Here is a 21,575-nt window from a genome sequence, read left to right as displayed (position 1 = left end):
ACGCCGCCAGCGTTCGTCCTGAGCCAGGATCAAACTCTCCGATAAAAGTTTGAATAGCTCTTTAAAAATAAATCTAGAATTAACGTTGACGTATTGTCTTGTTTTGTTCAGTTTTCAAGGTTCAATATAACGTTGGGCTCTCTTGAGCACCTCTTAAATATAACATTTTTCGTCATAAAGCGTCAAGCTTTTTTTGAAATTTGTTTTTCGCGTCGTTTTGACGACAAGGAATATAATAGCATCTTCTACTATTGAGAGTCAATACTATTTTTCACCTTTTACATATTTATTTCAGGGAGTGTTCCAGTTTATAAGATAAACTAGTCTAACTTAAATAATTTGAGAAACAAACAGCACCTGCCCTCTACTAATGAACAGATGCTGTCGACTTAATTTTAATCGGCTAATTGTATATACTTAAACGCTCTCTTAGGATAGATTCCATCTGCAAAAACCAGTTTCCATACGAGTTCATGACCTCTTTTCCCTAAGCATGCCGTTAAGATCATTTCCGAATCTACTTTATTCCTAGGTATGCCATTCGTGAAATACGTGTAATGTGAATGCAGATCCAGAAGCTGAATCCCATCATCAACCATCTGCTTCACTCGGAATACTCCGTAAACTGTTTCTTCATATTCTTCCATTAATTCATCAAGGCGTTCCAAATCTTTCGTAAAGTCCCATTCAGGATTGTGAAAACCCGGATGATTTTTCAAGAAGAGCTCAGAGAAAAGCGTTTCATAATTCTTTAAGATTGGTAACGCCTCAGTAATGTAAGGATCGACAATGTCGAGAAAGGTTGTATTGTGTCTTTTATCAAGCCACCGGACGAACTTTTTCAGTTGTAAGAGGAAATCTTGTGTGTGGTTTTTCTTGGGGACGACTTTCATGTGGTGTGGGAGATAGGCAAATATCAATTCTTCCCAAAAGGAAGGAAGACACTCTTTCCAGGAACGGGGCCAATCATCTTCTAAATGATCCGTCATATAGTAGGCAAAGTCAGTGAGGAACTGATTACGCTTTTTATTGGCCATCTGTTCACGTTTATAATCGATGAAGTCATTTCCATAATACTCTACTAATCCACGCGACCTCAGATTGAATTCTCTGCCAATCTTGAATTTTTCCAGCATTTCGAGATGCTCGTCGGGATGATTGAATTCCTGTAACCATACTCTGATTTGAGGACTGTCTTGAATTAGTCTACTTTTCACTGTTAAGACCACCAGCTTTCTGGATTTTTTTGTTGAAATGGAAAATAAAACAGGAAGGGAGGAGTGAGGTTAACCATATTATACCAATCACTACTAATAATGAAAAGTGTTTTTACCTTTATAATTGTAAAAGGCTCTTTTTGTAAAGTTTGTTGCTATTGGAGATAAGAAAGTAATAGTTGATTTCCGCTACAGGATGCTCGCTTTCCGCGGGGCTGGCGGTGAGCCTCCTCGGCTGCGCCTCCGGGGTCTCACCTGTCCAGCTATTCCCGCAGGAGTCGATCATCCTGCAGCGAGAATCAACTTTCTGAGCATGAATCCTTAATCGAAAACAATTAAAACAAGCTTTTTAGCAAACAATCTCTTTTAAGGTAAGTAGAGATTGTTTGTCTTAATGAAGCAGAATTATTTTTTCTAGTTATTTTGTTTTCTGGTACACCTTGAAGCTCTGCACAAAGATCCTATTAAAGATGGTGAGGGGAACTGCGCAGACTCCTGTGGAAGTACGGGCGTGCCGAGACCCCGTTCGGCTAAGCTGAGGAGGCTCGGCCGAACGCTAGCTGCAAGCGGAGCAGTTCCCCTCACCATCCAGCACACACTAATTGACAGAGCCTTGCAGAACTTATGTTAAAAACATAGAGATCACATATATCAATCCAATAAAGGGATTTCAGCACGTTTATAGAAGAGTACTAGAGAAAGAGTTTGTGTTGAAGGGAGAATATACAATGAACGAAGTCATTCGTGCCATCCAGGATGATTACCCAGATGATTTTGCGTGGTGTTATGGCTGCGGCCGACTCAATAAGGAAGGGCATCATTTTCGTACTGGAATGGAAGATGGTCACACGGTCACGATCTACACGCCTAAACCGGAACACACTGCTTTACCGGGCTTCGTATATGGCGGGTTGGTTGCTTCCTTAATCGATTGCCATGGCACTGGTTCAGCTGCGATTATTCTTCATAGAAAGAACGGTGGAGAAATCGGTGATGGTCAAGAGCCTCCACGTTTTGTCACCGCTTCCTTACAAGTGGATTTTATGAAACCGACACCTCATCATGTCCCATTAAAAGCAGTTGGTACGGTTCATGAAGTTCATCCTAAGAAATTCAGGGTGGAAACAGAAGTATTTGCGGAGGGGAAATTGTGTGCTCGTGGTGAAGTAGTAGCTGTTGTGATGCCAAAAACGTTTTTAAGTGAATAGTGTAAAAACAGCAAGTGCCAGTCCCCCCTCCACCCCGGAAGGAAGGACGGGCACTATTAATATACAAAATTAAACTGGTTTGTTTCTCATCTCGGCAAATAATTCATATGTCCTCATCAACCTTGAAGCCGATTCTTCCAACAAAATGCTTCCGCTTGTCATTGCAACTCTTAAAGACATAGGCTGACTAACGATCGGAAGCAGTAACTGTATACCTTCAGCATAAATTTGCTCTAAATCCCCTTCTATTTTCCCTGCAAACACAGCTACCGGAACTTCATACTTTAAAGCTAATCTCCCGATGCCTACGGGTACCTTTCCATAGAGGGACTGTGCATCGATCTTCCCTTCCCCAGTCAAAACGAGTGCCGCATCTTTCAAGTGATACTCCAGGCAGCTCTCTTCTGCGATAATACTTAATCCGCTCTTAAAAACTGGTTGAAAAAAGGAGTGAAGGGAGTAACCAAGCCCACCGGCAGCTCCACTTCCTTGATCGAGGCGGCAATCCAGTCCCGTATGTTCAACTACCTTTTCAGCAAAGTGTTCCATGCCTCTTTCAAAGTCTGCAAGTTTCTCATGTTTGACACCCTTCTGCGGTCCGAACACGGTCACAGCCCCTTCATTCCCTAACAGAGGGTTCGTTACGTCTGAAGCGACTGTCCACTTAACGGCCTGAAGCCTTTGGTCGAGTTTAGTGGAGTCAATCGAGTCAATTTTCCCCAGCATGCTTCCTCCAGCTTCGAGTTCTTGTCCTTTCTTATTGAAAAAACGGATTCCTAACGCTTGCAGGAACCCTGCCCCTCCATCTACGGTTGCACTCCCTCCTAACCCAAGAATAACGTGCTCTGCTCCAAGGTCTAAAACGGATTTCACAAGCTCACCGGTCCCGAATGTAGAGGCCACGCCCGGGTTCAACTCACTTTCTGTTAACAAAGTAAGCCCGGATGCTGCTGCCGTTTCAATTACGGCTGTCTTTGTTTCAGATACCCACCCAAAAGCTGCTGAGATTTTACGTCCCAGGGGATCTCTCGCTTGAACCGATCGTGTTTCCCCATTCATGATGGTCATCATGGCATCAACCGTTCCTTCACCACCATCTGCCATCGGGATCATGACTGTTTGGTGTGTAGGATTAATACGGTGAATCCCTCTCCGAATCGCTTCGGCCGCTGCTTTACTTGTCATGGAACCTTTAAAGGAATCCGGTGCAATGACGATTTTCATAGTTCTCCCGCCTCCTCTGTCTTTTCTATGTAAAAAAGCAGCCAAGATCAGAGGTAAGAAAAAATCCCACCTGATACTTCGACTGCCTTTCTTCTTACTATTCTATTGATCCTTATAGGATCCACATCTGAATGACGGTTAGTCCCACTACTCCGGGAATACCTAAAATCCCTGAAATAGATGAGGTTGCTAAATTAATAGGAACGTGGATTCCGTACTGACTGCCAAAGGCGTTCAGGAAAAATAAAAAGAGTGCTCCGATCATGACCTTCATGGCAACTTGTCCGACAAACCGAAGTGGCTTGATGGGTGTGCCGGTGGCCAATAGAAGTACAATCAGTCCGCTGATCACCGCAATGACGATAACTGGGCTCATACCCTTCTCTCCTCTCAACATAGAACATAAATAGTCTCTTATTGAAAGGATATGAGGGTTGTCTACCTTTTTATGACGATCTTTCTATGTTTTGCTTCTCTAAAGAGAAAAAAATATTTAGCTTCTGCTATTTTCGAATGACAGTGGATGTTCAGATTATAATCCACACTCATCTCATCGATGGAACGTTGCTGATTCCAATGATCCTTGGTTTCGTCTAAAACGTGTAGTAAGGATTGGTCATACTCTTTTTTCAGCTTTCCTTTTTTTCGGAAAAACATAGGTATCCTCTCCTTCGTTAAACGTCTCTTCTTCCTTCAAGAGCTTTCGATAACGTTACTTCATCTGCGTACTCAAGATCTCCACCGACAGGAAGACCATGGGCAATCCTCGTGATTCGGATACCTGATGGTTTGACGAGACGTGAGATGTACATTGCTGTCGCTTCCCCTTCTATGTTCGGGTTGGTAGCGAGGATGACCTCCTGGACCTCGTCACCGTGAAGACGCTTTATCAGATCCGGAACATTGATGTCCTCGGGTCCAATCCCATCCATTGGGGAGATGGCTCCGTGGAGCACATGATATTGTCCGTTATATTCTTTCATCTTCTCCATTGCAATGACATCTTTGGGATCTTGAACCACACAGATGATGCTGCGATCTCTTCTTTGGTCCTCACATATATAACATGGATCTTGGTCGGTGATGTGACCGCAAACGGAACAGTAACTTAGATTACGCTTTGCATTGACCAATGCCTTGGCAAAATCAAGGACAGTATCTTCTTTCATACTAAGAACAAAAAAAGCCAGTCGGGCCGCAGTTTTCGGCCCGATTCCCGGCAATTTCATAAAGCTGTCGATCAGCTTCGATATAGGCTCAGGATAATGCATCGTATTGCCTCCTAGAACATTCCCGGTAGGTTCATTCCTTTAGTGAATTGACCCATAGTTGAGTTCGTTAATTCGTCTGCTTTCTTCAGTGCATCGTTTGTCGCTGCAAGGACTAAATCTTGTAGCATTTCTACATCATCCGGATCAACAGCTTCTTCGTTGATCTTTACATCGATTACTTGTTTGTGACCGGAAACGATAACAGTCACCATTCCGCCGCCAGCTGTTCCTTCAATTTGCTTTTCCCCTAATTCTTCTTGTGCTTCCGCCATTTTCTTTTGCATCTTTTGCATTTGCTTCATCATATTTTGCATATTACCATTTCCACGCATCATATTATTACCTCCAGTTAATTTTTTTTAGATTAATCGTTTAATTCTATTAAATCCATACCGACAAGCTTTTCAGCTTCCTTCAAGAGTGAGTCTTCACCTTGATCCTCACCAGATGATTCTCCATCTTCTGATTTAGAGTTTCGGATAAAGTCTTCTCTTATGGACATCCACTGATCTTCAGGAATCCCAATCGCTGCATAGCTGTTTCCTGTAAGCTCTTCCAGTATGGAAGCAATCGCTGAAGTGAAAGCTTGATTCTCCATTGCCATCTGACAATGAATATCGTATTTAAATTTTAACACAAATGAGCCGTTTGTAGCTGCTACAGGTTCAGCATCATTTAACAGTGCTGATTGTGAGCGCATTTGACGCTGGTTCAATGTTTCGACCATATCTCCCCAGCGGCTCTTGATCAGATTGAGATCTTCTTTCGTCGCCGTCCGGAGTACTTCCTGAATTTTTCCCGTAGGAGCCCGGAAGCCTTTCTTTGCCCTGATCGGTTTTTTCGCCGGTTGTGAAGCCGGCTCTGCTTGAACCTTGACTCCATTCGCCTTCAGCTGTTCAACCTCTTTTTCAAGAAGTTTGATCTTTTTCATCATATCGTTCACTTCAGGTGAGGAAGCCGCTGCCGGTGCTTCCATTTGACAAAGCTTAACAATGGAAACCTCGAGGTAGATACGGGCATGATTGGTGAACTTCATTTCCTGACCGGCCTGATTCAAGACATCGATATATTGATAAATCTGCTGAGCCTGGGTTTGTCCGGCTAATTCTTTAAAATCATCATCGAGCATGACACGTTCCAGTGATTCTTCAAGATTAGGAGCCGTCTGGTATAGCAGCATATCCCGAAAATAAAGGATAAAGTCCTCTGCGAACCTTGCCGGGTCCTTACCTTGGAACAACAGTTCTTCCAGCGCACTTAATCCACTTGTGACATCTCTTTCCAAAATCGCTTTCGCAAGGGTGTTTAAATAGCCTTGAGAAACAGCCCCTGTTACAGTCAAGGCATCGTCTACCGTTACCTGATCCTGACTAAAGGAGATAGCTTGGTCGAGAAGACTTAGGGCATCACGCATTCCACCCTCAGCTGCCCTTGCGATAATCGTTAGGGCATTTTCTTCATAATTCACACCTGATTCTGTGGCAATATGACTCATTCGTCCCACAATATCCCTGGCTGTAATTCGTTTGAAGTCAAAACGCTGACAGCGTGAAATGATCGTAAGGGGAATCTTATGCGGCTCTGTAGTCGCCAGGATAAAGATGACGTGCTTAGGCGGTTCCTCTAAGGTTTTCAGCAGCGCATTAAATGCTCCGATAGACAGCATATGAACTTCATCTATGATGTAGACTTTATACTCGACTACGTTTGGAGAATATTTGACTTTATCCCGTATGTCCCGGATCTCTTCCACCCCGTTATTGGAAGCAGCATCGATTTCAATGACATCCGGGATCGAACCGTCGGTAATTCCTTTACAGGCATCACATTCATTACAGGGTTCGGCTACAGGAGAACGCTCACAGTTAACTGCTTTCGCCAGAATCTTCGCTGCACTCGTTTTCCCTGTTCCCCTTGGTCCGGAGAATAAATAGGCATGAGAAATCTTCTGATGAAGGAGGGCATTTTGCAACGTTTTCGTTACATGCTGCTGTCCAACTACATCAATAAATGACTGAGGACGCCACACACGATATAAAGCTTGATATGCCAAAATACTCCCCCCTCTTGTTTTATGTACTATAGTGTCTATTATAACGTAATTTAAATCCCTTTTACAAAGAAAACCGGAGATCAATTCAGGATGACCTCTTTTGTCTATAAAACCCTTTTACATACAAAAAACTCACCCGATAAAGGATGAGTTGTTGTTTATTTATTAAACTGCCGTGCACCTTTCGTCGACAAGCATCCATAGGCGTTACTCAAGCAGTTAGCTCGGCCCAGGCAACCCTGCGGCACATGGGAGCTTCCACTTAATGCTGCTTCCTTCCGGACCTGACATGGTTCATGGATTCCCATTGCGCAGGACCCAGGCGTCAACACCACTTACTTGAGGCAGCCCTACAGAGTGCGAGCCTCGGAAAGGAATTCGGTCTCGCTAGAGCGGATTGCGAGTACAGGGCACCGCTACCTCCCCACCTAGCACGGCAAAATTGATACCATATTTAGTTGCGTCATTAGTGCGACGCAAGATTAAGTATACTAGGATTTACGGTAAAAAGCAATGATGGAATGCTGTAAGTTATTTACAATCCAGAAGTCCTATTTTTCTTCTCCTGCTTCTTCCGCTCTCGCAGGTCCTTAAAAAAACGGGAAAGGATTCCACCACATTCTTCCGACAGCACTCCTGGTACTACTTCACACTGATGATTAAATCGATCATCCACAAGTAGATTCATTAACGTTCCCGCACAGCCTGCCTTTGGGTCTTTTGCCCCGTAAATGACTTTCTCAATTCTGGAAAGGATGATGGCTCCACTGCACATAGGACACGGTTCAAGTGTGACATAAAGCTCTGCGCCCTCAAGCCTCCAAGTGCCAAGCTTCTCACATGCCTCTTGGATAGCTAATGTCTCGGCATGGGTGATGGCATTTTGACTCGTTTCTCTCAGATTGTGAGCACGGGCGATGATTTCATTACCCATTACAATGACCGCTCCGATCGGGACTTCCTGAATCGCTGCCGCTTTTTCCGCTTCTTTTAGTGCTTCCATCATAAATCGTTCTTCTCTTATACCCATTATATACTCCCGCAAATTTATTTATCTATTCTTTATAAAATATCCCCATTCACTCCAAACTATAAGAGAAAGGGGCTTTCAACATGATACCTAAAGATACCGCTCTTCTTGTTATAGACATTATGAATCCATTCGACTTCGAACACGGTCACACACTGGCGAGCCATACCAGCAATATTGTTGAACCGATTAACTCATTACGTCACTATTGTACCAAACATCAGCATCCTACCATTTATATTAACGACCATTATGAGCTTTGGAAAGCAGATTACAAAGAGATCTATAAGAAATGCCATAATGAAGTCAGCGATAGCATCATGACGCCGCTCCAGCCGACGGATAAAGATTTTTTTCTCATTAAACCTAAACATTCCGCTTTTTATGGTACTGCTTTAAATACACTATTGCATCACCTGTCTGTAAAAAATCTTATCATCACGGGTATTGCAGGAAACATCTGTGTACTCTTTACAGCAAACGATGCTTATATGAGAGAGTTTAACCTCATTGTGCCCTCTGATGCCATTGCGTCAGTCAGTGATGAAGATAATCACTATGCGTTAACGATGATGAAAAACGTATTAAAAGCAAGGATAGAACCGACCGATGAGATCTTATAAAATTCACTCAAAAAACATATCCACCTCTTTCATTTCATAAGTTGAATATAGTGAATGAAATATAGGAGGGTCTGTTTATGCAAATTCATGTTGTCCAATCAAACCAATCATTATTTGGTATCGCTCAAGCGTATGGATCAACAGTTAAGGATATAGTAGACGCCAATGAACTGCCAAACCCTGATAACTTAGTGATTGGCCAATCATTGGTTATCCCTATTATAGGAAGTTTTTATTTTGTGCAACCAGGGGATAGTCTTTGGGCGATCAGCCAGAAGACAGGTGTCCCCTATCAGGAGCTGGCAAGAGTGAACGGAATTTCTCCCAATCAACCTTTGCAGGTAGGGTTTCGATTATATATTCCACAGAAGCCTAAAGTAAGGGCTGAATTTAATGGGTATGTTGAACCCTACGGAAAAGAAGTGGCCCCAAACCTGGAAGAAAGCGCGAAAGAAGCAGCTCCTTATCTCACCTACCTGGCTCCATTCAGCTTCCAAGCCAAACGGGATGGAACACTGCAGGAACCACCCCTTGGAAATTTGCTTCAAACAGGGAAAGATAATAATAATGTGTTAATGATGGCCATCACCAATCAAGAAGAAGGAACGTTCAGTGATGAACTTGGGCGAATCCTGCTAACCGACCAGGCAATCCAGAATAAATTCCTCGATAATGTTGTCCAAACCGCCAAGAAATATGGCTTCAGGGACATTCACTTCGACTTCGAATATTTACGTCCACAGGACAAAGAAGCCTACAACCAATTTTTACGAAAAGCAAAGCAGCGGTTCAATCAAGAAGGATGGCTGCTTTCAACCGCCCTGGCTCCCAAGACCAGTGCCGATCAAAAAGGAAAGTGGTATGAAGCACATGATTATAAAGCTCACGGTGAAATCGTCGACTTCGTCGTGATCATGACCTATGAGTGGGGGTATAGCGGTGGTCCAGCCATGGCCGTTTCCCCTATCGGACCTGTTCGGGAAGTGCTTGAATACGCCATTTCAGAAATGCCTCCATCCAAGATTCTCATGGGGCAAAATTTATATGGATATGACTGGACCCTCCCTTTTGTACAAGGAAGTACAGCGAAAGCCATCAGTCCACAACAGGCAATCAAGATTGCCGCCGACAATAACGTCCCGATTCAGTATGATCAAAAAGCACAGGCCCCTTTCTTTAAATACCGGGATGCAAGCACCGGAAAAGATCATGAAGTATGGTTTGAAGATGCCCGGAGCATCCAAGCGAAATTTGATCTCATGAAAGAGTTAAAATTAAGGGGAATGAGCTATTGGAAGCTCGGGCTCTCCTTCCCTCAGAACTGGTTGTTAATATCCGACAATTTCAATGTTGTAAAAAGATAATAAATACTAAAAGCTGACGGACAGGTGAATCTATAAACACCTGTCCATCAGCTTTTTGTTTGTCTTTTCCTTAATAGTTGGCCACTTAAAGTCGATATAGTGAACGTAGCATAATTTCAAAATCCTTGGAAATAACCTAAACAAACCATCCATCTATTGTGTTACAATAATTCCTGTCGTAATTTTTTATTTTTATTTTTTCACACAAGAAAAGATTGCCGTAATATGAGGAGGAAAATTAATGGGGCGCATTCCTTTCATTACCGTTGAAGGTCCGATTGGAATAGGAAAAACCTCTCTTGCAAAAGCGATTTCTGAGCACTTTCATTTCCACTTACTAAAAGAAATTGTGGATGAAAACCCGTTCTTAGATAAATTCTATGATGACATCGAAGAGTGGAGCTTTCAAACAGAGATGTTTTTCTTATGCAATCGTTACAAACAGCTAGAGGATATTGAAAAACACTACCTATCTCAAAACAAATCTGTTGTAGCAGATTATCATATTCTTAAAAACATCATCTTTGCTAAGCGTACATTGAAGGATGAACAGCAGTTCAAAAAATATCACAATATTTATGAGATCCTAACGTCGGATATGCCGAGGCCCAATGTTGTGATCTACTTGAACGCAAGTCTTGATACCCTTTTAAAGCGCATTGAAAAAAGAGGAAGAGACTTTGAAAAGAAAATCAGCCCTCTTTATCTAAAGCAGCTATCGTTAGATTATGAAGAATACATGAATACATTCGAAGAAACTCACCCTGATATCCCTGTTCTTCGCTACAATGGCGACCACATAGACTTCGTTCAAAATAAAGAGGACCTGGAACACATTCTCACTCAATTAGAGACTACACTAAAAAAAGGAGTTCACTATCATGAATCTTCGCACTAAATACGGGATCCCGAACAATGCCGTGATTACCATTGCGGGTACAGTCGGCGTCGGTAAATCCACTATGACAAACGGCTTGGCCAATGCCTTGGGTTTCCGAACGTCATTTGAAAAAGTTGATACCAATCCGTACCTCGATAAATTTTATCAGGACTTTAAAAGCTGGAGCTTCCACCTTCAAGTTTACTTCTTAGCAGAACGCTTCAAAGAACAAAAGAAAATCTTTGAATACGGTGGAGGCTTTATTCAAGACCGTTCCATCTATGAAGATACAGGCATCTTTGCCCGCATGCATTATGAAAAAGGGAATATGAGCGAAATCGATTATGAAACCTATACAAGCCTTTTCGATGCCATGGTCATGACACCATACTTCCCTCACCCTGATCTTCTGATCTACCTTGAAGGATCCATTGATAATGTCGTTGATCGCATCCGTGAGCGCGGCCGCCCAATGGAACAACAAACACCTGTTGCCTACTGGGAAGAAATGCATGAGCGTTACGAAAACTGGATCAACTCATTTAACGCCTGTCCAGTACTCAGACTGGACATCAGCGAATACGACCTGGTGAACGATCAAAACTCAATCGAACCAATCGTTGAACGAATCGGGTATTTCATTGAACAGACGAGAATGCTGAAGAGCTAAACGATAAGCGGAGGCGCCTTGGCCTGGCTCGACAAGCATAAGACGAGCCTTCCGGAAAGGCGGCTTTTTGGATGGCTTGTCTTATAACCTCGAGGGACTAGGCGCCGAAACTGGATCAGAATATAGAAAAAAAGACTACTCTGTGCTTTGCGGCAGGAGTAGTCTTTTTTTATGGTGGCCGGAAAACATCCATCCGTTTATTTCCAGCCAAAAAGAGGTATATGTACAAACAAACAGATTTATAAGGAGTTGGATTAATCATGGAATCGAAACGAACTTATTTTGTAGATATAAGCAGCGGGGATATCCTGCAGGATCCGAATCAAAATGCCAGTCCAAGCTTTCGCATATTCGCTACCCCAACCGAAGTGAACGAGCTTAAAATGCTCTTTAACGATAACTATGATGATGACATGTCGACCATGAGACGGGCTCAGGTTCCTTTCCGCCAATATCACAATTCACCAGAGGACGATCAATATGATCAATCGATGAAAAACATTTATTCAATGATCTTTAAGCTGGGTGACGTAGAAGCACGGAAACATATTACAGAAATAGGTGTACTTGGCCATACTTCCGATCCTCACCTAAGAGAGGACATCGAAAACCTTAAGTAAACGGTCATATGTATAAATTAAAAAAATTCGTTACATATAATATGTAACGAATTCTATCTCCAATGTTTATGCGCTATGGTTATAAAAAAATCAATGGAGGAGGAAGGGGGATTCGAACCCCCGCGGGCTGTTACACCCCTGTCGGTTTTCAAGACCGATCCCTTCAGCCGGACTTGGGTATTCCTCCGTATCGACAAGAACTATAATACCATGGTGTACAAATAGAGTCAAGCATATTTCCGAAAAAAATTCAAAAGGTGCTTCACAATAATTCGTGAGGCACCTTTTGTTTGTCTTCCATCTTCAGTTTTGTCTTATGCTTTAATGACTTCTGCTCCACCCATATATGGACGAAGTACTTCTGGAACCACGACTGACCCATCTTCTTGTTGATAGTTTTCTAAGATAGCGGCAACCGTACGTCCGATTGCCAAGCCAGATCCATTCAATGTATGAACATGTTCAGGTTTCCCTTTAGCTTCTCTTCTGAAACGAATGTTCGCTCGTCTTGCCTGGAAGCTTTCAAAGTTACTGCAAGAAGAAATCTCACGGTAAGTTCCGTAGCTTGGAATCCATACTTCAATGTCATACTTCTTGGCAGCCGTGAAACCTAAGTCCGCTGTACACATAGATAGCACTCGATATGGCAGACCTAGTAGCTGAAGGACTTTTTCAGCATGACCTGTCAACTTCTCAAGCTCATCATAAGAATCTTCAGGCTTCACAAAGCGAACAAGCTCTACTTTGTTGAACTGATGCTGACGGATCAAACCACGTGTATCACGGCCTGCAGAACCCGCTTCAGAACGGAAGTTTGCACTGTACGCTACATAGCTTACAGGTAACTCCTCACCCTTCATGATCTCATCGCGGTGATAATTGGTTACAGGTACTTCTGCTGTAGGAACCAGGAAATAATCCTCGCTTTCTATTCTAAACGCATCTTCTTCAAATTTAGGAAGTTGACCTGTTCCTGTCATACTCGCTCGATTCACCAGGAATGGAGGGATCATTTCTGTATATCCATGCTCATCCATGTGCAGATCCATCATGAAGTTAATCAAGGCTCTTTCTAGTCTTGCTCCTAACCCTTTATAAAAAACAAAGCGGCTTCCGGTCACCTTCCCGGCTCGTTCGAAATCCAGGATCCCGAGGCCTGTTGCAATGTCCCAGTGAGGCTGTGCCTCAAAATCGAACTCACGGATCTCTCCCCATTTGCGGGCCTCTATATTATCATCCTCAGTTTCACCAACTGGTACAGTTTCATGTGGAATGTTAGGGATGGAAAGCAGGATGCGCTCTAACTCCTCTTCAATTCCTCGTAATTCATCATCCAGTTTTTTCACCATGGCCCCGACTTCACGCATTTCAACAATCAGGTCCTGAGCATCCTTTTTCTCTTTCTTTAGCTGGGCAATTTGCTGTGATACGTCATTACGTTTGCTTTTTAATTCTTCACTTTCCACAAGCAGCTCTCTTCTTCTTTTATCAAGCTCTTCGAATTTACCGAAATCCTCCAGGTTCTCACCGCGATGTTGTAGACGGGCTTTTACATCTTCCAGATTGTTACGTAAATACTTAATGTCTAACATGAGATTCTCTCCTTTTTTATAAAAAAATAAAAAACCCCCATCCCTGGTAAAAGGGACGGAGGTTTCCGCGTTGCCACCCTAATTGAAGACGCAGAGCATCTTCCTCTTAAGAGATGGTAACGGAATCACCGAAAATACCTACTTCATTCAGTACTTCACTCAAGGATGGATTCATAAAGCTCTTGCGTCGATTCTCACCAGCCACCGACTCTCTAAAGCAAGCCTTCTTTACTACTATTTCCTATCAACGATTTAATTTTTTATTGGTTATTTCATAATCTACTACAATGTTTTCCATTTTGCAATAAAATTATGCGATTGTTTTTTCCATGCTTTCTTTCACCATCTCAACAAAGAAGGAAGTTAAACGGTGATCATCCGTTAACTCTGGATGGAAAGAACAACCGAGGAATTGTCCGTGTCTAGCAAGGACAATTCGACCATTATGCTTTGCGAGGATTTCAACATCTTCTCCCGCTTCCACGATATGAGGGGCACGGATGAAAACGGCATTGAACCCTTCTCCAACATGAGCAATCGAAAGATCCGCTTCAAAGCTTTCTTTCTGACGACCGAAGGAATTACGCTCGACCGTTACGTCCATCACACCTAAATGAGGTTCCTCATACCCGACAATATGCTTCGCTAAGAGAATCAGTCCCGCACACGTCCCGAAGATCGGTTTGCCATTTGCAGCAAATTGTCTCAACGGCTCCATAAAGCCGTATCGATCAATCAGCCTTCTCATGGTCGTACTTTCCCCGCCTGGCATGATCAGACCTTGAATCTCTTCCAGCTGTTCTACACGCTTAATGACGATTGCCTTGGCACCAGAAGCTTCGATTGAACGAACATGCTCTCTGACGGCACCTTGAAGTCCTAATACACCGATGTTCAACATAGAATCACACCTTACCATCCACGATCTTGCATACGGTTTTCAGGTAAGATAGAAGAAATTTCTACTCCCTTCATTGCTACACCAAGCTCTTTTGATAGCTCTGCGATTAACTTGTAATCTTGATAATGAGTAGTCGCTTCTACAATAGCTCTTGCAAATTTCTCAGGGTTTTCTGATTTGAAGATACCAGAACCCACGAATACTCCGTCAGCTCCTAATTCCATCATAAGAGCCGCATCAGCTGGTGTTGCAATTCCGCCTGCAGCAAAGTTTACAACAGGTAAACGGCCGTTTTCTTTAATTTCTAACAATAATTCGTATGGAGCTCCCAGTAACTTCGCTTCTGTCATGATCTCGTCTTCATTCATGCTCACAAGCTTGCGTACTTGAGCATTTACCTTACGCATATGACGAACCGCTTCAACGATGTTACCTGTTCCAGGCTCACCCTTTGTACGCAGCATAGATGCACCTTCACCAATACGGCGGGCAGCTTCACCTAAATCACGGCACCCACATACGAATGGAACAGTGAAATCTCTTTTATTTAAATGATACTCTTCATCAGCTGGCGTCAATACTTCACTCTCATCAAGATAATCAACACCCATTGATTCAAGAACTCTTGCCTCTACAATATGACCAATACGAGCCTTCGCCATTACTGGAATCGACACAGCGCCCATAACTTCTTCAATAATACGAGGGTCTGCCATTCTTGCTACCCCACCTGCAGCACGGATGTCTGCTGGAACTCGTTCTAAAGCCATTACTGCAACTGCACCCGCAGCTTCAGCAACTTTTGCCTGCTCTGCATTCACAACGTCCATAATAACGCCGCCTTTTTGCATTTCAGCCATACCTCTTTTAACACGATCTGTACCAGTCTTCATCATATCTATATCCCCCTTATATTTATCCCATGCCTGTCCCATTTCCATCCAAATAAGGAAGAAAACGCGACTAAAACAATCGGAATGATTATGTAACCCTACTGCTAAATAAACAATAAAAAAAGACTTATGTCAAGACGAAAAGCGGAAGCGGCTTGGTCAGGCCCGACAAGCATAAGATGAATCGACCGGAAAGGCGCTCTTTGCTTTTTTGGTCGATTTAGCTTATGACCTCGAGGGACTAGCCGCTATAGCTGGACATCTCGAAAAGCGGAAGGGCTTTGCCCAGAGGCGACAAGCATAAGACGAACATGCCGGAAAGGCGTTCTTTGCCTTTTTGGCATGTTTGGCTTATGACCTCGAGCCTCTAAGCCCTGGAGCTGGACATCTTGAAAAGCGGAAGGGCTTTGCCCAGAGGCGACAAGCATAAGACGAACATGCCGGAAAGGCGTTCTTTGCCTTTTTGGCATGTTTGGCTTATGACCTCGAGCCTCTAAGCCCTGGAGCTGGACAAGACGAAAAGCGGAAGCGGCTTGGTCAGGCCTTGCATGTATTTCTTGGGAACTTCTAAAGGTGCTCTTAGGAAGATGCCTCTTTATCACCCTGCCTATAAAAAAACACCAAGACTTGTCCTAATGTAAAAGTCTTGGTGCTGAATGAATCATTTCCTAAGGGGGTATTAGAACCAGCCTTTAACCGTTGATGTAACCGAGTTCCAGATGTCCCCGAAGAAACCACCTACAGCTCTCATTGAAAGGACAAACCAGTTTGCTTTTTCAACCCCATCTACAGCAACAACAGATGCTTTAGAAGCATTGGTACCTTTATCTGTAAGGTAGCCTAAATCTTTTTTATCTTTTGATTCTAACGTAACATATCCAACTTTTTCTCCTTTTTTAACTGGAGCTGTCAGTTCACTATCATCGTTCAGCTTTTTCTTATCTACTACAAATTTCGGTTTATATTGATCTTCTTCACCGTTCTTGATCACCATGCTCAATGAAGAATCCGTTTTGATTTGAACTTCTTTTTCTTTCCCTTTTTCAACCGGAAGTGTCTTTTGACCTTTTACTTGGTAGTCAGCAGGGAGTACTTCCTCTATTGTATAATTGTTAAAGGCATAGTCCATCATTTTTCTTGTTTCACTAAAGCGGGCATCATAGGAGTTTTCACCAGCTGGAACTTCAACGTCCATTACAACCGTAATGAATCTCATTCCGTCCCGTTCTGCTGTTCCTGTGAAGTTGGCACCCGCAAAATCAGTCGTACCTGTTTTCAGTCCGTCCATTCCTTCGTATTCGCGGATCAGCCCCGGTAACATCCAGTTCCAGTTATCCATTTGAGTGGGGTCATCCGTTCCTTCCGCAAATACCTTCTTCGCAATACTGGATGTCTCAAGTACCTCCGGATAATCATGCAGCAAGCGATACGCGAGTGTTGCTACATCCTTTGCAGACATCACATTTTCTTCTTCCGGACCACCTACCACCTTTTCTACATAAGGTGCCAAGTCTTTATTGTTTAAACCCGTAGAATTCACAAATTTATATTCTTCCAGACCAAGTTCTTTAGCCTTTGCATTCATCATTTTAACGAAGTTCGCTTCTGAGCCGGCAATCGTTTCAGTAATCGCTATCGTCGCTGCATTAGCTGAATAAATCGCCATTGCTTCATACAACTCTTTAATGGTATAAGTACTTTCTACTTCAAGACTAACATTACTGAGACCAGTATTATGGGACATTTGAGAAAGGTTCGCAGGTACCGTATACTTCTGGTCCCATTTCACTTTACCTTCTTCAATTGCTTCCAGTAACAAGTACTCTGTCATCATTTTCGTCATACTTGCAATGCCTTGAGCATTTTCTGAGTTCTTTTCATAAAGAATTTTGCCAGTGCTGGCTTCTACTAGAATCGCAGCTTTTGCGTTAACGTCCAAGTCTCCTTGAGCATTTGCAGGTCTCCCTACAATACCCATTGCCATCATTAAAACCATCATACAAACAAAAGATTTTTGAATCCAACTTCTTTTCACTTTTAGCCCTCCAAGATTTTATGTACACCTTCGTTATTTTATCATAGTTCGAAAGGTAAGAATAGACAGAGAATATGACTAGTTTTGGCATGGGTCAAGGGACTTGCGACCTCTGATAAAAGGCGGTAAATATCATTTTTATACAAATTAAAAAATGCTGATCAGGAGTATCTGATCAGCATTTGGAATTATTTTCTTATAATGAATAATTCGGTGCTTCTTTCGTAATTTGAACATCATGAGGATGACTTTCTCGAAGTCCGGCACCCGTCATTTTAATGAACTGTGCCTGCTCCCTTAACTCGTATAGGTCCTTCGTTCCGCAGTATCCCATGCCTGAACGTAAGCCTCCGATTAGCTGATACAATGTATCTGCTAAAGGACCTTTGTAAGGGATGCGGCCTTCGATACCTTCTGGAACGAACTTTTTATTTTCTTCCTGGAAATACCGATCCTTCGATCCTTTTTCCATGGAGCTGACTGATCCCATACCTCTATATACTTTGAAACGACGTCCTTGGAAGATTTCCGTTTCGCCTGGGCTCTCAGATGTACCTGCAAGTAAGCTTCCTAACATAACGGCATGTCCACCTGCTGCCAGAGCTTTTACGATATCACCTGAATACTTGATGCCGCCATCAGCAATGATGCTCTTTCCGTGCTTTCTTGCTTCTGTCGCACAATCATATACAGCGGTAATTTGTGGAACGCCGACACCTGCAACGACGCGAGTCGTACAGATTGAACCAGGTCCAATCCCCACTTTGACTACATCAGCACCAGCTTCAATCAATTCTCTTGTCGCATCTGCCGTTGCCACATTTCCTGCTACGATATTTAACGTTGGATAAGCATCGCGGATTTCACGAACAATAGAAAGAACTCCTGCTGAATGGCCGTGAGCTGTATCAATTACAATGACATCCACATGTGCTTTCACTAGGTGTTCAACACGAGTCATCGTATCTTTCGAAATACCGACAGCTGCTCCCACTAATAATCGTCCTTGATCATCTTTAGCAGAGTTGGGGAATTCAATTACTTTTTCAATATCTTTGATCGTAATTAATCCCTTAAGTGTCCCTTCCTGATCAATCAGAGGAAGCTTCTCAATTTTGTACTGCTGAAGAATTTTTTCCGCTTCTTCTAGGGTAGTGCCAACAGGAGCTGTAACGAGATTTTCCTTCGTCATGACATCCGAGATTTGAATGGAATAATCCTGGATGAAACGAAGGTCACGATTCGTTAAAATCCCTACCAGCTTTTGCTCTTGTTCGTTGTTCACAATCGGAACACCGGAAATTCTATATTTGCCCATCAAGTGTTCTGCAGAAAAGACTTGATGATCCGGAGTTAAAAAGAACGGATCTGAGATAACTCCACTTTCGGAACGTTTTACTTTATCAACCTGTTCAGCCTGCTGTTCAATACTCATATTTTTGTGGATAATACCAAGTCCACCTTGTCGAGCCATTGCTATCGCCATTTCAGCTTCTGTAACAGTATCCATTCCTGCACTAATCACAGGAACATTCAATTTTATTGAATCTGTCAACTCAACAGAAATATTTACATCCTTTGGTAATACCTCTGATTTGGCTGGTAATAATAGTACATCATCAAACGTTAAACCTTCTTTAGCAAATTTAGAATCCCACATGTTTTCGGCCTCCCTAGTCCCAAAATATTATTAGTAGGTTATCAATTGGTTAAAATACTGTCAAGATGAATAGGATTAATTTAATTTTTCAGAATAATTAGAAGGTGATCACTTGAACGAATTACGTCAACACTGGGACTTCATCCACTATTTTCAGTCAGCAGAATACTCCCAGAAGTTTCTAAGAAAATGCTATGAACAAATGGGGTCTTCTCAAGCTGAAACGAAAAGCTATGATAACTGTTATCCATTCATGTACTACTTGGAGCAAGGCGAACTTTATTACAGACAAGCTACGCAATCGCCTATATCACTCAAACCTATTTTGCTTTTCTACGGATATATTCATTTTATAAAAGCGATTGTTTTAACAGAAGATCCCTTATACCCAGAAACAACCACGGTCCTGGCCCATGGGATTACATCCAGGAAAAGAAAAAAGCAGCAGTACCGTTTTTTACAAGATGAAGTTAAGGTGCAGAAAAATGGTCTATTTTCACACTTTTCCAACCTGGTGTTTCACGTGAAACATATCGTGGGGGAAAAATACAAGATGGAAGATTTACTCGTACAAATACCCGAGCTTGAAGAAGCATTTCATGTATTGCTCAAAAAGAAAACCATGTTCTGGTTCAATCAACAACATGAGCTGATCATTGATGAGACATTACTATCTTACTTTCATATGTCAGAAAGCTTACTTAAACAGTATCTGAATGAAAAGGTGACAGAGGAATTCACCTGGAACTCGGACAATTCGTTACAAGCACCAAATGTCCAAGAGCATCTTCCCTTTAGATGGCATTTCAACAAAAACAAACTAGCTCTTCCCGGGATTCGGAATGAAGCCACTACTATACCTGAAGTTCTCATCCATTATGCCATACTATACAACCTAAGCATGATTGCCCGATACGAAACAGAATGGTGGGTGGAACTTTTAAAAAACCGAACCAATGAAGACTATCCTATTATCAACACATTCATCAATGTCACAACAGAAAAAGCACCATACCTTTTACTTAAATTACTCATGGATAAAATGTAGGAAAAAGAGGAAGGATGACGGGCTGCCTCTCCTCTTTCTCTATTGTTCTTGAAGTAACTTCTTAATGTCCCCCTCGATTTTGCGTGGATTGGTTTGCGGAGAATAGCGATCATAAACTTCACCATTTTTCCCGACTAAAAATTTAGTGAAATTCCACTTAATGTTCGAAAGAAGGACACCCTTCTTCTCTTTCGTTAAAAACGTGAATAGAGGATGAGCTTCCTTCCCCTTCACATCGACCTTCGCAAACATCGGAAAAGATACCCCGTAATTCACCTGACAAAACTCCATGATCTCATCCTGATCATTAAACTCCTGGTTCATGAACTGATCACATGGAAATCCAAGGACAACAAGTCCTTCATCCTTATACTCTTCATACAGGCCCTGCAGCTCCTCAAATTGAGGTGTAAAGCCACACTTACTGGCAGTGTTCACGATAAGCATTACTTTCCCCTGGTACTCTTCTAGAGACGTTACAGATCCATTCGCTCTTTTTACGGTGAAATCATAAATTGTCGTCATGTTCTTCTCTCCTCGTATATACTCTTATTTAAATAATACTTTAGAGAGTTGGTGGATAGCAATTTTGAGCATGTGATGATGGAGGTTTGTGGTTGTTTGAGATACAGTGGGTAGGTGAGGTGTTGGGTGTTGGGTGTTTGGTGTTGGGTTGTCGGACGTAGGATATCTAATAGAATTATTAAATTGAATAGTTGATGGAAAATAGGATTTATATACAAATAATTAAGGATGATTTGGAGTAACATTGCATTTGCTGGCCACCAGGAAAGATTTCGAGGATATCGTGTCTCTCAAAATGAAGTTTTATATGTAATAAGCACTAATAAATGTTCCTATCTATCTAAAAATTCTTCTTTATATTAACGAAGACTATTTTAGGGTGGTAGATATCAATATTTTCATAGATATAGAGGCGGGTTAAGCTTGAAGCTGTATGTTAATTGCGTCGATTTTTCATTTTATGCGTCGTTTTTGAATGTTATTGCGTCGAATTCATCCCTTTATGCATATTTTTCCATTTTCTAACATAAAAACTATACCAGGGTAGTGTACTAACCCCTTTCTTCATTCCTAATACCACCTGTATGAAAGATAGATGCCTGATTCACCTTCCAATAACATTTCAGATAAAAAAACAAAAAAAGAGTAACTCCTAAGAGCTACCCTTTTTTCATATTTGCCTGGCGACGTCCTACTCTCACAGGGGGAGATCCCCCAACTACCATCGGCGCTGAAGAGCTTAACTTCCGTGTTCGGCATGG

At 42.3% G+C, this 21,575-nt stretch carries 21 protein-coding genes, 1 tRNA gene, 1 rRNA gene, 1 other RNA gene and 1 other annotated feature; of the genes, 7 read left to right on the top strand and 17 right to left on the bottom strand.

Translation table 11 applies throughout. The features are described from left to right. Positions 1-395 precede the first annotated feature (395 nt). Entirely contained in the window at positions 396-1,217 is an 822-nt protein-coding gene (locus tag ACFQWC_RS23130; protein WP_377109176.1) for a hypothetical protein, read from the bottom strand. A gap of 728 nt (positions 1,218-1,945) precedes the next feature. Here ACFQWC_RS23130 and ACFQWC_RS23125 point away from each other — a divergent pair. Beyond that, the gene (locus ACFQWC_RS23125) at positions 1,946-2,425 is read left to right on the top strand and encodes a PaaI family thioesterase (RefSeq protein WP_299746980.1); all 480 of its coding nucleotides are present in this window, start codon (positions 1,946-1,948) and stop codon (positions 2,423-2,425) included. Positions 2,426-2,494: 69 nt separating this feature from the next. Here the strand turns inward: ACFQWC_RS23125 and ACFQWC_RS23120 are convergent, their stop codons facing one another. From ACFQWC_RS23120 to tadA, 8 genes are all read right to left on the bottom strand, one after another. After that, complete coding sequence (locus ACFQWC_RS23120; protein ID WP_299746983.1) at positions 2,495-3,649, bottom strand: glycerate kinase; 1,155 nt, start codon at positions 3,647-3,649, stop codon at positions 2,495-2,497. A gap of 112 nt (positions 3,650-3,761) precedes the next feature. Beyond that, positions 3,762-4,025, bottom strand: a complete 264-nt coding sequence (locus ACFQWC_RS23115) for a pro-sigmaK processing inhibitor BofA family protein (RefSeq protein ID WP_044340676.1) — start codon at positions 4,023-4,025, stop codon at positions 3,762-3,764. A gap of 62 nt (positions 4,026-4,087) precedes the next feature. Next, a complete protein-coding gene (locus ACFQWC_RS23110; protein ID WP_044340677.1) occupies positions 4,088-4,306 on the bottom strand; it encodes a YaaL family protein in 219 nt (72 codons plus the stop codon). Positions 4,307-4,323: 17 nt separating this feature from the next. Next, complete coding sequence (recR, locus tag ACFQWC_RS23105) at positions 4,324-4,920, bottom strand: recombination mediator RecR (protein ID WP_044340678.1); 597 nt, start codon at positions 4,918-4,920, stop codon at positions 4,324-4,326. 11 nt (positions 4,921-4,931) lie between these two features. Further along, the gene (locus ACFQWC_RS23100) at positions 4,932-5,255 is read right to left on the bottom strand and encodes a YbaB/EbfC family nucleoid-associated protein (RefSeq protein ID WP_172655813.1); all 324 of its coding nucleotides are present in this window, start codon (positions 5,253-5,255) and stop codon (positions 4,932-4,934) included. 29 nt (positions 5,256-5,284) lie between these two features. Then, on the bottom strand, positions 5,285-6,973 hold the full coding sequence (gene dnaX / locus ACFQWC_RS23095) for a DNA polymerase III subunit gamma/tau (protein ID WP_299746994.1): 1,689 nt from the start codon (positions 6,971-6,973) through the stop codon (positions 5,285-5,287). A 173-nt stretch (positions 6,974-7,146) separates the two neighbouring features. After that, positions 7,147-7,410: signal recognition particle sRNA large type (ffs, locus tag ACFQWC_RS23090), an RNA gene on the bottom strand. Between the two features lie 98 nt (positions 7,411-7,508). Then, positions 7,509-8,003 (bottom strand): tRNA adenosine(34) deaminase TadA, encoded by a 495-nt coding sequence (gene tadA / locus ACFQWC_RS23085; protein ID WP_299746997.1) that lies wholly within the window; start codon positions 8,001-8,003, stop codon positions 7,509-7,511. Positions 8,004-8,086: 83 nt separating this feature from the next. Here tadA and ACFQWC_RS23080 point away from each other — a divergent pair, with 83 nt between their 5' ends. The 5 genes from ACFQWC_RS23080 (at position 8,087) to ACFQWC_RS23060 (ending at position 12,160) form a co-directional block, all read left to right on the top strand. Beyond that, positions 8,087-8,626 carry a cysteine hydrolase family protein gene (locus ACFQWC_RS23080; protein ID WP_377109173.1) on the top strand — a complete coding sequence of 180 codons (540 nt, stop codon included), beginning with the start codon at positions 8,087-8,089 and terminating at the stop codon, positions 8,624-8,626. Positions 8,627-8,703: 77 nt separating this feature from the next. Continuing rightward, the gene (locus tag ACFQWC_RS23075; RefSeq protein WP_299747003.1) at positions 8,704-9,990 is read left to right on the top strand and encodes a glycoside hydrolase family 18 protein; all 1,287 of its coding nucleotides are present in this window, start codon (positions 8,704-8,706) and stop codon (positions 9,988-9,990) included. A 241-nt stretch (positions 9,991-10,231) separates the two neighbouring features. Beyond that, positions 10,232-10,888, top strand: coding sequence for a deoxynucleoside kinase (locus ACFQWC_RS23070; protein WP_299747006.1), 657 nt, complete (start codon positions 10,232-10,234; stop codon positions 10,886-10,888). Continuing rightward, entirely contained in the window at positions 10,872-11,540 is a 669-nt protein-coding gene (locus tag ACFQWC_RS23065; RefSeq protein WP_044340684.1) for a deoxynucleoside kinase, read from the top strand. Before ACFQWC_RS23070 ends, ACFQWC_RS23065 begins: the two co-directional genes overlap by 17 nt. Before the next feature lie 260 nt (positions 11,541-11,800). Continuing rightward, positions 11,801-12,160, top strand: coding sequence for a hydrolase (locus tag ACFQWC_RS23060; RefSeq protein ID WP_299747010.1), 360 nt, complete (start codon positions 11,801-11,803; stop codon positions 12,158-12,160). A gap of 94 nt (positions 12,161-12,254) precedes the next feature. Here the strand turns inward: ACFQWC_RS23060 and ACFQWC_RS23055 are convergent. The 6 genes from ACFQWC_RS23055 to guaB form a co-directional block, all read right to left on the bottom strand. Beyond that, positions 12,255-12,347, bottom strand: a tRNA-Ser gene (locus ACFQWC_RS23055). 127 nt (positions 12,348-12,474) lie between these two features. Beyond that, the gene (gene serS, locus ACFQWC_RS23050) at positions 12,475-13,752 is read right to left on the bottom strand and encodes a serine--tRNA ligase (protein ID WP_377109171.1); all 1,278 of its coding nucleotides are present in this window, start codon (positions 13,750-13,752) and stop codon (positions 12,475-12,477) included. A 48-nt stretch (positions 13,753-13,800) separates the two neighbouring features. Beyond that, positions 13,801-14,009, bottom strand: a binding site (T-box leader). A 53-nt stretch (positions 14,010-14,062) separates the two neighbouring features. Further along, on the bottom strand, positions 14,063-14,653 hold the full coding sequence (gene pdxT, locus ACFQWC_RS23045) for a pyridoxal 5'-phosphate synthase glutaminase subunit PdxT (protein ID WP_299747016.1): 591 nt from the start codon (positions 14,651-14,653) through the stop codon (positions 14,063-14,065). A gap of 11 nt (positions 14,654-14,664) precedes the next feature. Further along, a complete protein-coding gene (gene pdxS / locus ACFQWC_RS23040; protein ID WP_299747018.1) occupies positions 14,665-15,549 on the bottom strand; it encodes a pyridoxal 5'-phosphate synthase lyase subunit PdxS in 885 nt (294 codons plus the stop codon). Between the two features lie 676 nt (positions 15,550-16,225). Further along, positions 16,226-17,581, bottom strand: a complete 1,356-nt coding sequence (locus tag ACFQWC_RS23035; protein WP_341357220.1) for a serine hydrolase — start codon at positions 17,579-17,581, stop codon at positions 16,226-16,228. 196 nt (positions 17,582-17,777) lie between these two features. Next, entirely contained in the window at positions 17,778-19,241 is a 1,464-nt protein-coding gene (gene guaB, locus ACFQWC_RS23030) for an IMP dehydrogenase (protein WP_299747024.1), read from the bottom strand. Between the two features lie 112 nt (positions 19,242-19,353). Between guaB and ACFQWC_RS23025 the strand changes: the two genes are divergently transcribed. Beyond that, entirely contained in the window at positions 19,354-20,289 is a 936-nt protein-coding gene (locus ACFQWC_RS23025; RefSeq protein ID WP_299747027.1) for a YaaC family protein, read from the top strand. Between the two features lie 39 nt (positions 20,290-20,328). Here ACFQWC_RS23025 and ACFQWC_RS23020 read toward each other — a convergent pair whose 3' ends face one another. Next, on the bottom strand, positions 20,329-20,814 hold the full coding sequence (locus ACFQWC_RS23020; RefSeq protein WP_299747029.1) for a glutathione peroxidase: 486 nt from the start codon (positions 20,812-20,814) through the stop codon (positions 20,329-20,331). Positions 20,815-21,492: 678 nt separating this feature from the next. Beyond that, positions 21,493-21,575 (bottom strand): 5S ribosomal RNA (gene rrf / locus ACFQWC_RS23220); the annotation flags it as partial.

This window comes from Rossellomorea sp. GCM10028870 (assembly GCF_042666755.1).
Classification (GTDB): Bacteria; Bacillota; Bacilli; order Bacillales; family Bacillaceae_B; genus Rossellomorea.
The sequence above is the reverse complement of the archived record's forward strand: the minus strand, read 5'-3'. Positions and strand labels throughout refer to the sequence as shown.

Excerpts from the sequence above, each read along its gene's own strand:
- serS (WP_377109171.1), bottom strand. The coding sequence starts at position 13,752 with ATGTTAGACATTAAGTATTTACGTAACAATCTGGAAGATGTAAAAGCC.
- ACFQWC_RS23120 (WP_299746983.1), bottom strand. The coding sequence starts at position 3,649 with ATGAAAATCGTCATTGCACCGGATTCCTTTAAAGGTTCCATGACAAGT.
- ACFQWC_RS23065 (WP_044340684.1), top strand. The coding sequence starts at position 10,872 with ATGAATCTTCGCACTAAATACGGGATCCCGAACAATGCCGTGATTACC.
- ACFQWC_RS23125 (WP_299746980.1), top strand. The coding sequence starts at position 1,946 with ATGAACGAAGTCATTCGTGCCATCCAGGATGATTACCCAGATGATTTT.
- ACFQWC_RS23115 (WP_044340676.1), bottom strand. The coding sequence starts at position 4,025 with ATGAGCCCAGTTATCGTCATTGCGGTGATCAGCGGACTGATTGTACTT.
- ACFQWC_RS23100 (WP_172655813.1), bottom strand. The coding sequence starts at position 5,255 with ATGATGCGTGGAAATGGTAATATGCAAAATATGATGAAGCAAATGCAA.
- tadA (WP_299746997.1), bottom strand. The coding sequence starts at position 8,003 with ATGGGTATAAGAGAAGAACGATTTATGATGGAAGCACTAAAAGAAGCG.
- pdxT (WP_299747016.1), bottom strand. The coding sequence starts at position 14,653 with ATGTTGAACATCGGTGTATTAGGACTTCAAGGTGCCGTCAGAGAGCAT.
- ACFQWC_RS23080 (WP_377109173.1), top strand. The coding sequence starts at position 8,087 with ATGATACCTAAAGATACCGCTCTTCTTGTTATAGACATTATGAATCCA.
- pdxS (WP_299747018.1), bottom strand. The coding sequence starts at position 15,549 with ATGATGAAGACTGGTACAGATCGTGTTAAAAGAGGTATGGCTGAAATG.
- ACFQWC_RS23060 (WP_299747010.1), top strand. The coding sequence starts at position 11,801 with ATGGAATCGAAACGAACTTATTTTGTAGATATAAGCAGCGGGGATATC.
- recR (WP_044340678.1), bottom strand. The coding sequence starts at position 4,920 with ATGCATTATCCTGAGCCTATATCGAAGCTGATCGACAGCTTTATGAAA.
- ACFQWC_RS23075 (WP_299747003.1), top strand. The coding sequence starts at position 8,704 with ATGCAAATTCATGTTGTCCAATCAAACCAATCATTATTTGGTATCGCT.
- ACFQWC_RS23110 (WP_044340677.1), bottom strand. The coding sequence starts at position 4,306 with ATGTTTTTCCGAAAAAAAGGAAAGCTGAAAAAAGAGTATGACCAATCC.
- guaB (WP_299747024.1), bottom strand. The coding sequence starts at position 19,241 with ATGTGGGATTCTAAATTTGCTAAAGAAGGTTTAACGTTTGATGATGTA.
- ACFQWC_RS23020 (WP_299747029.1), bottom strand. The coding sequence starts at position 20,814 with ATGACGACAATTTATGATTTCACCGTAAAAAGAGCGAATGGATCTGTA.
- ACFQWC_RS23070 (WP_299747006.1), top strand. The coding sequence starts at position 10,232 with ATGGGGCGCATTCCTTTCATTACCGTTGAAGGTCCGATTGGAATAGGA.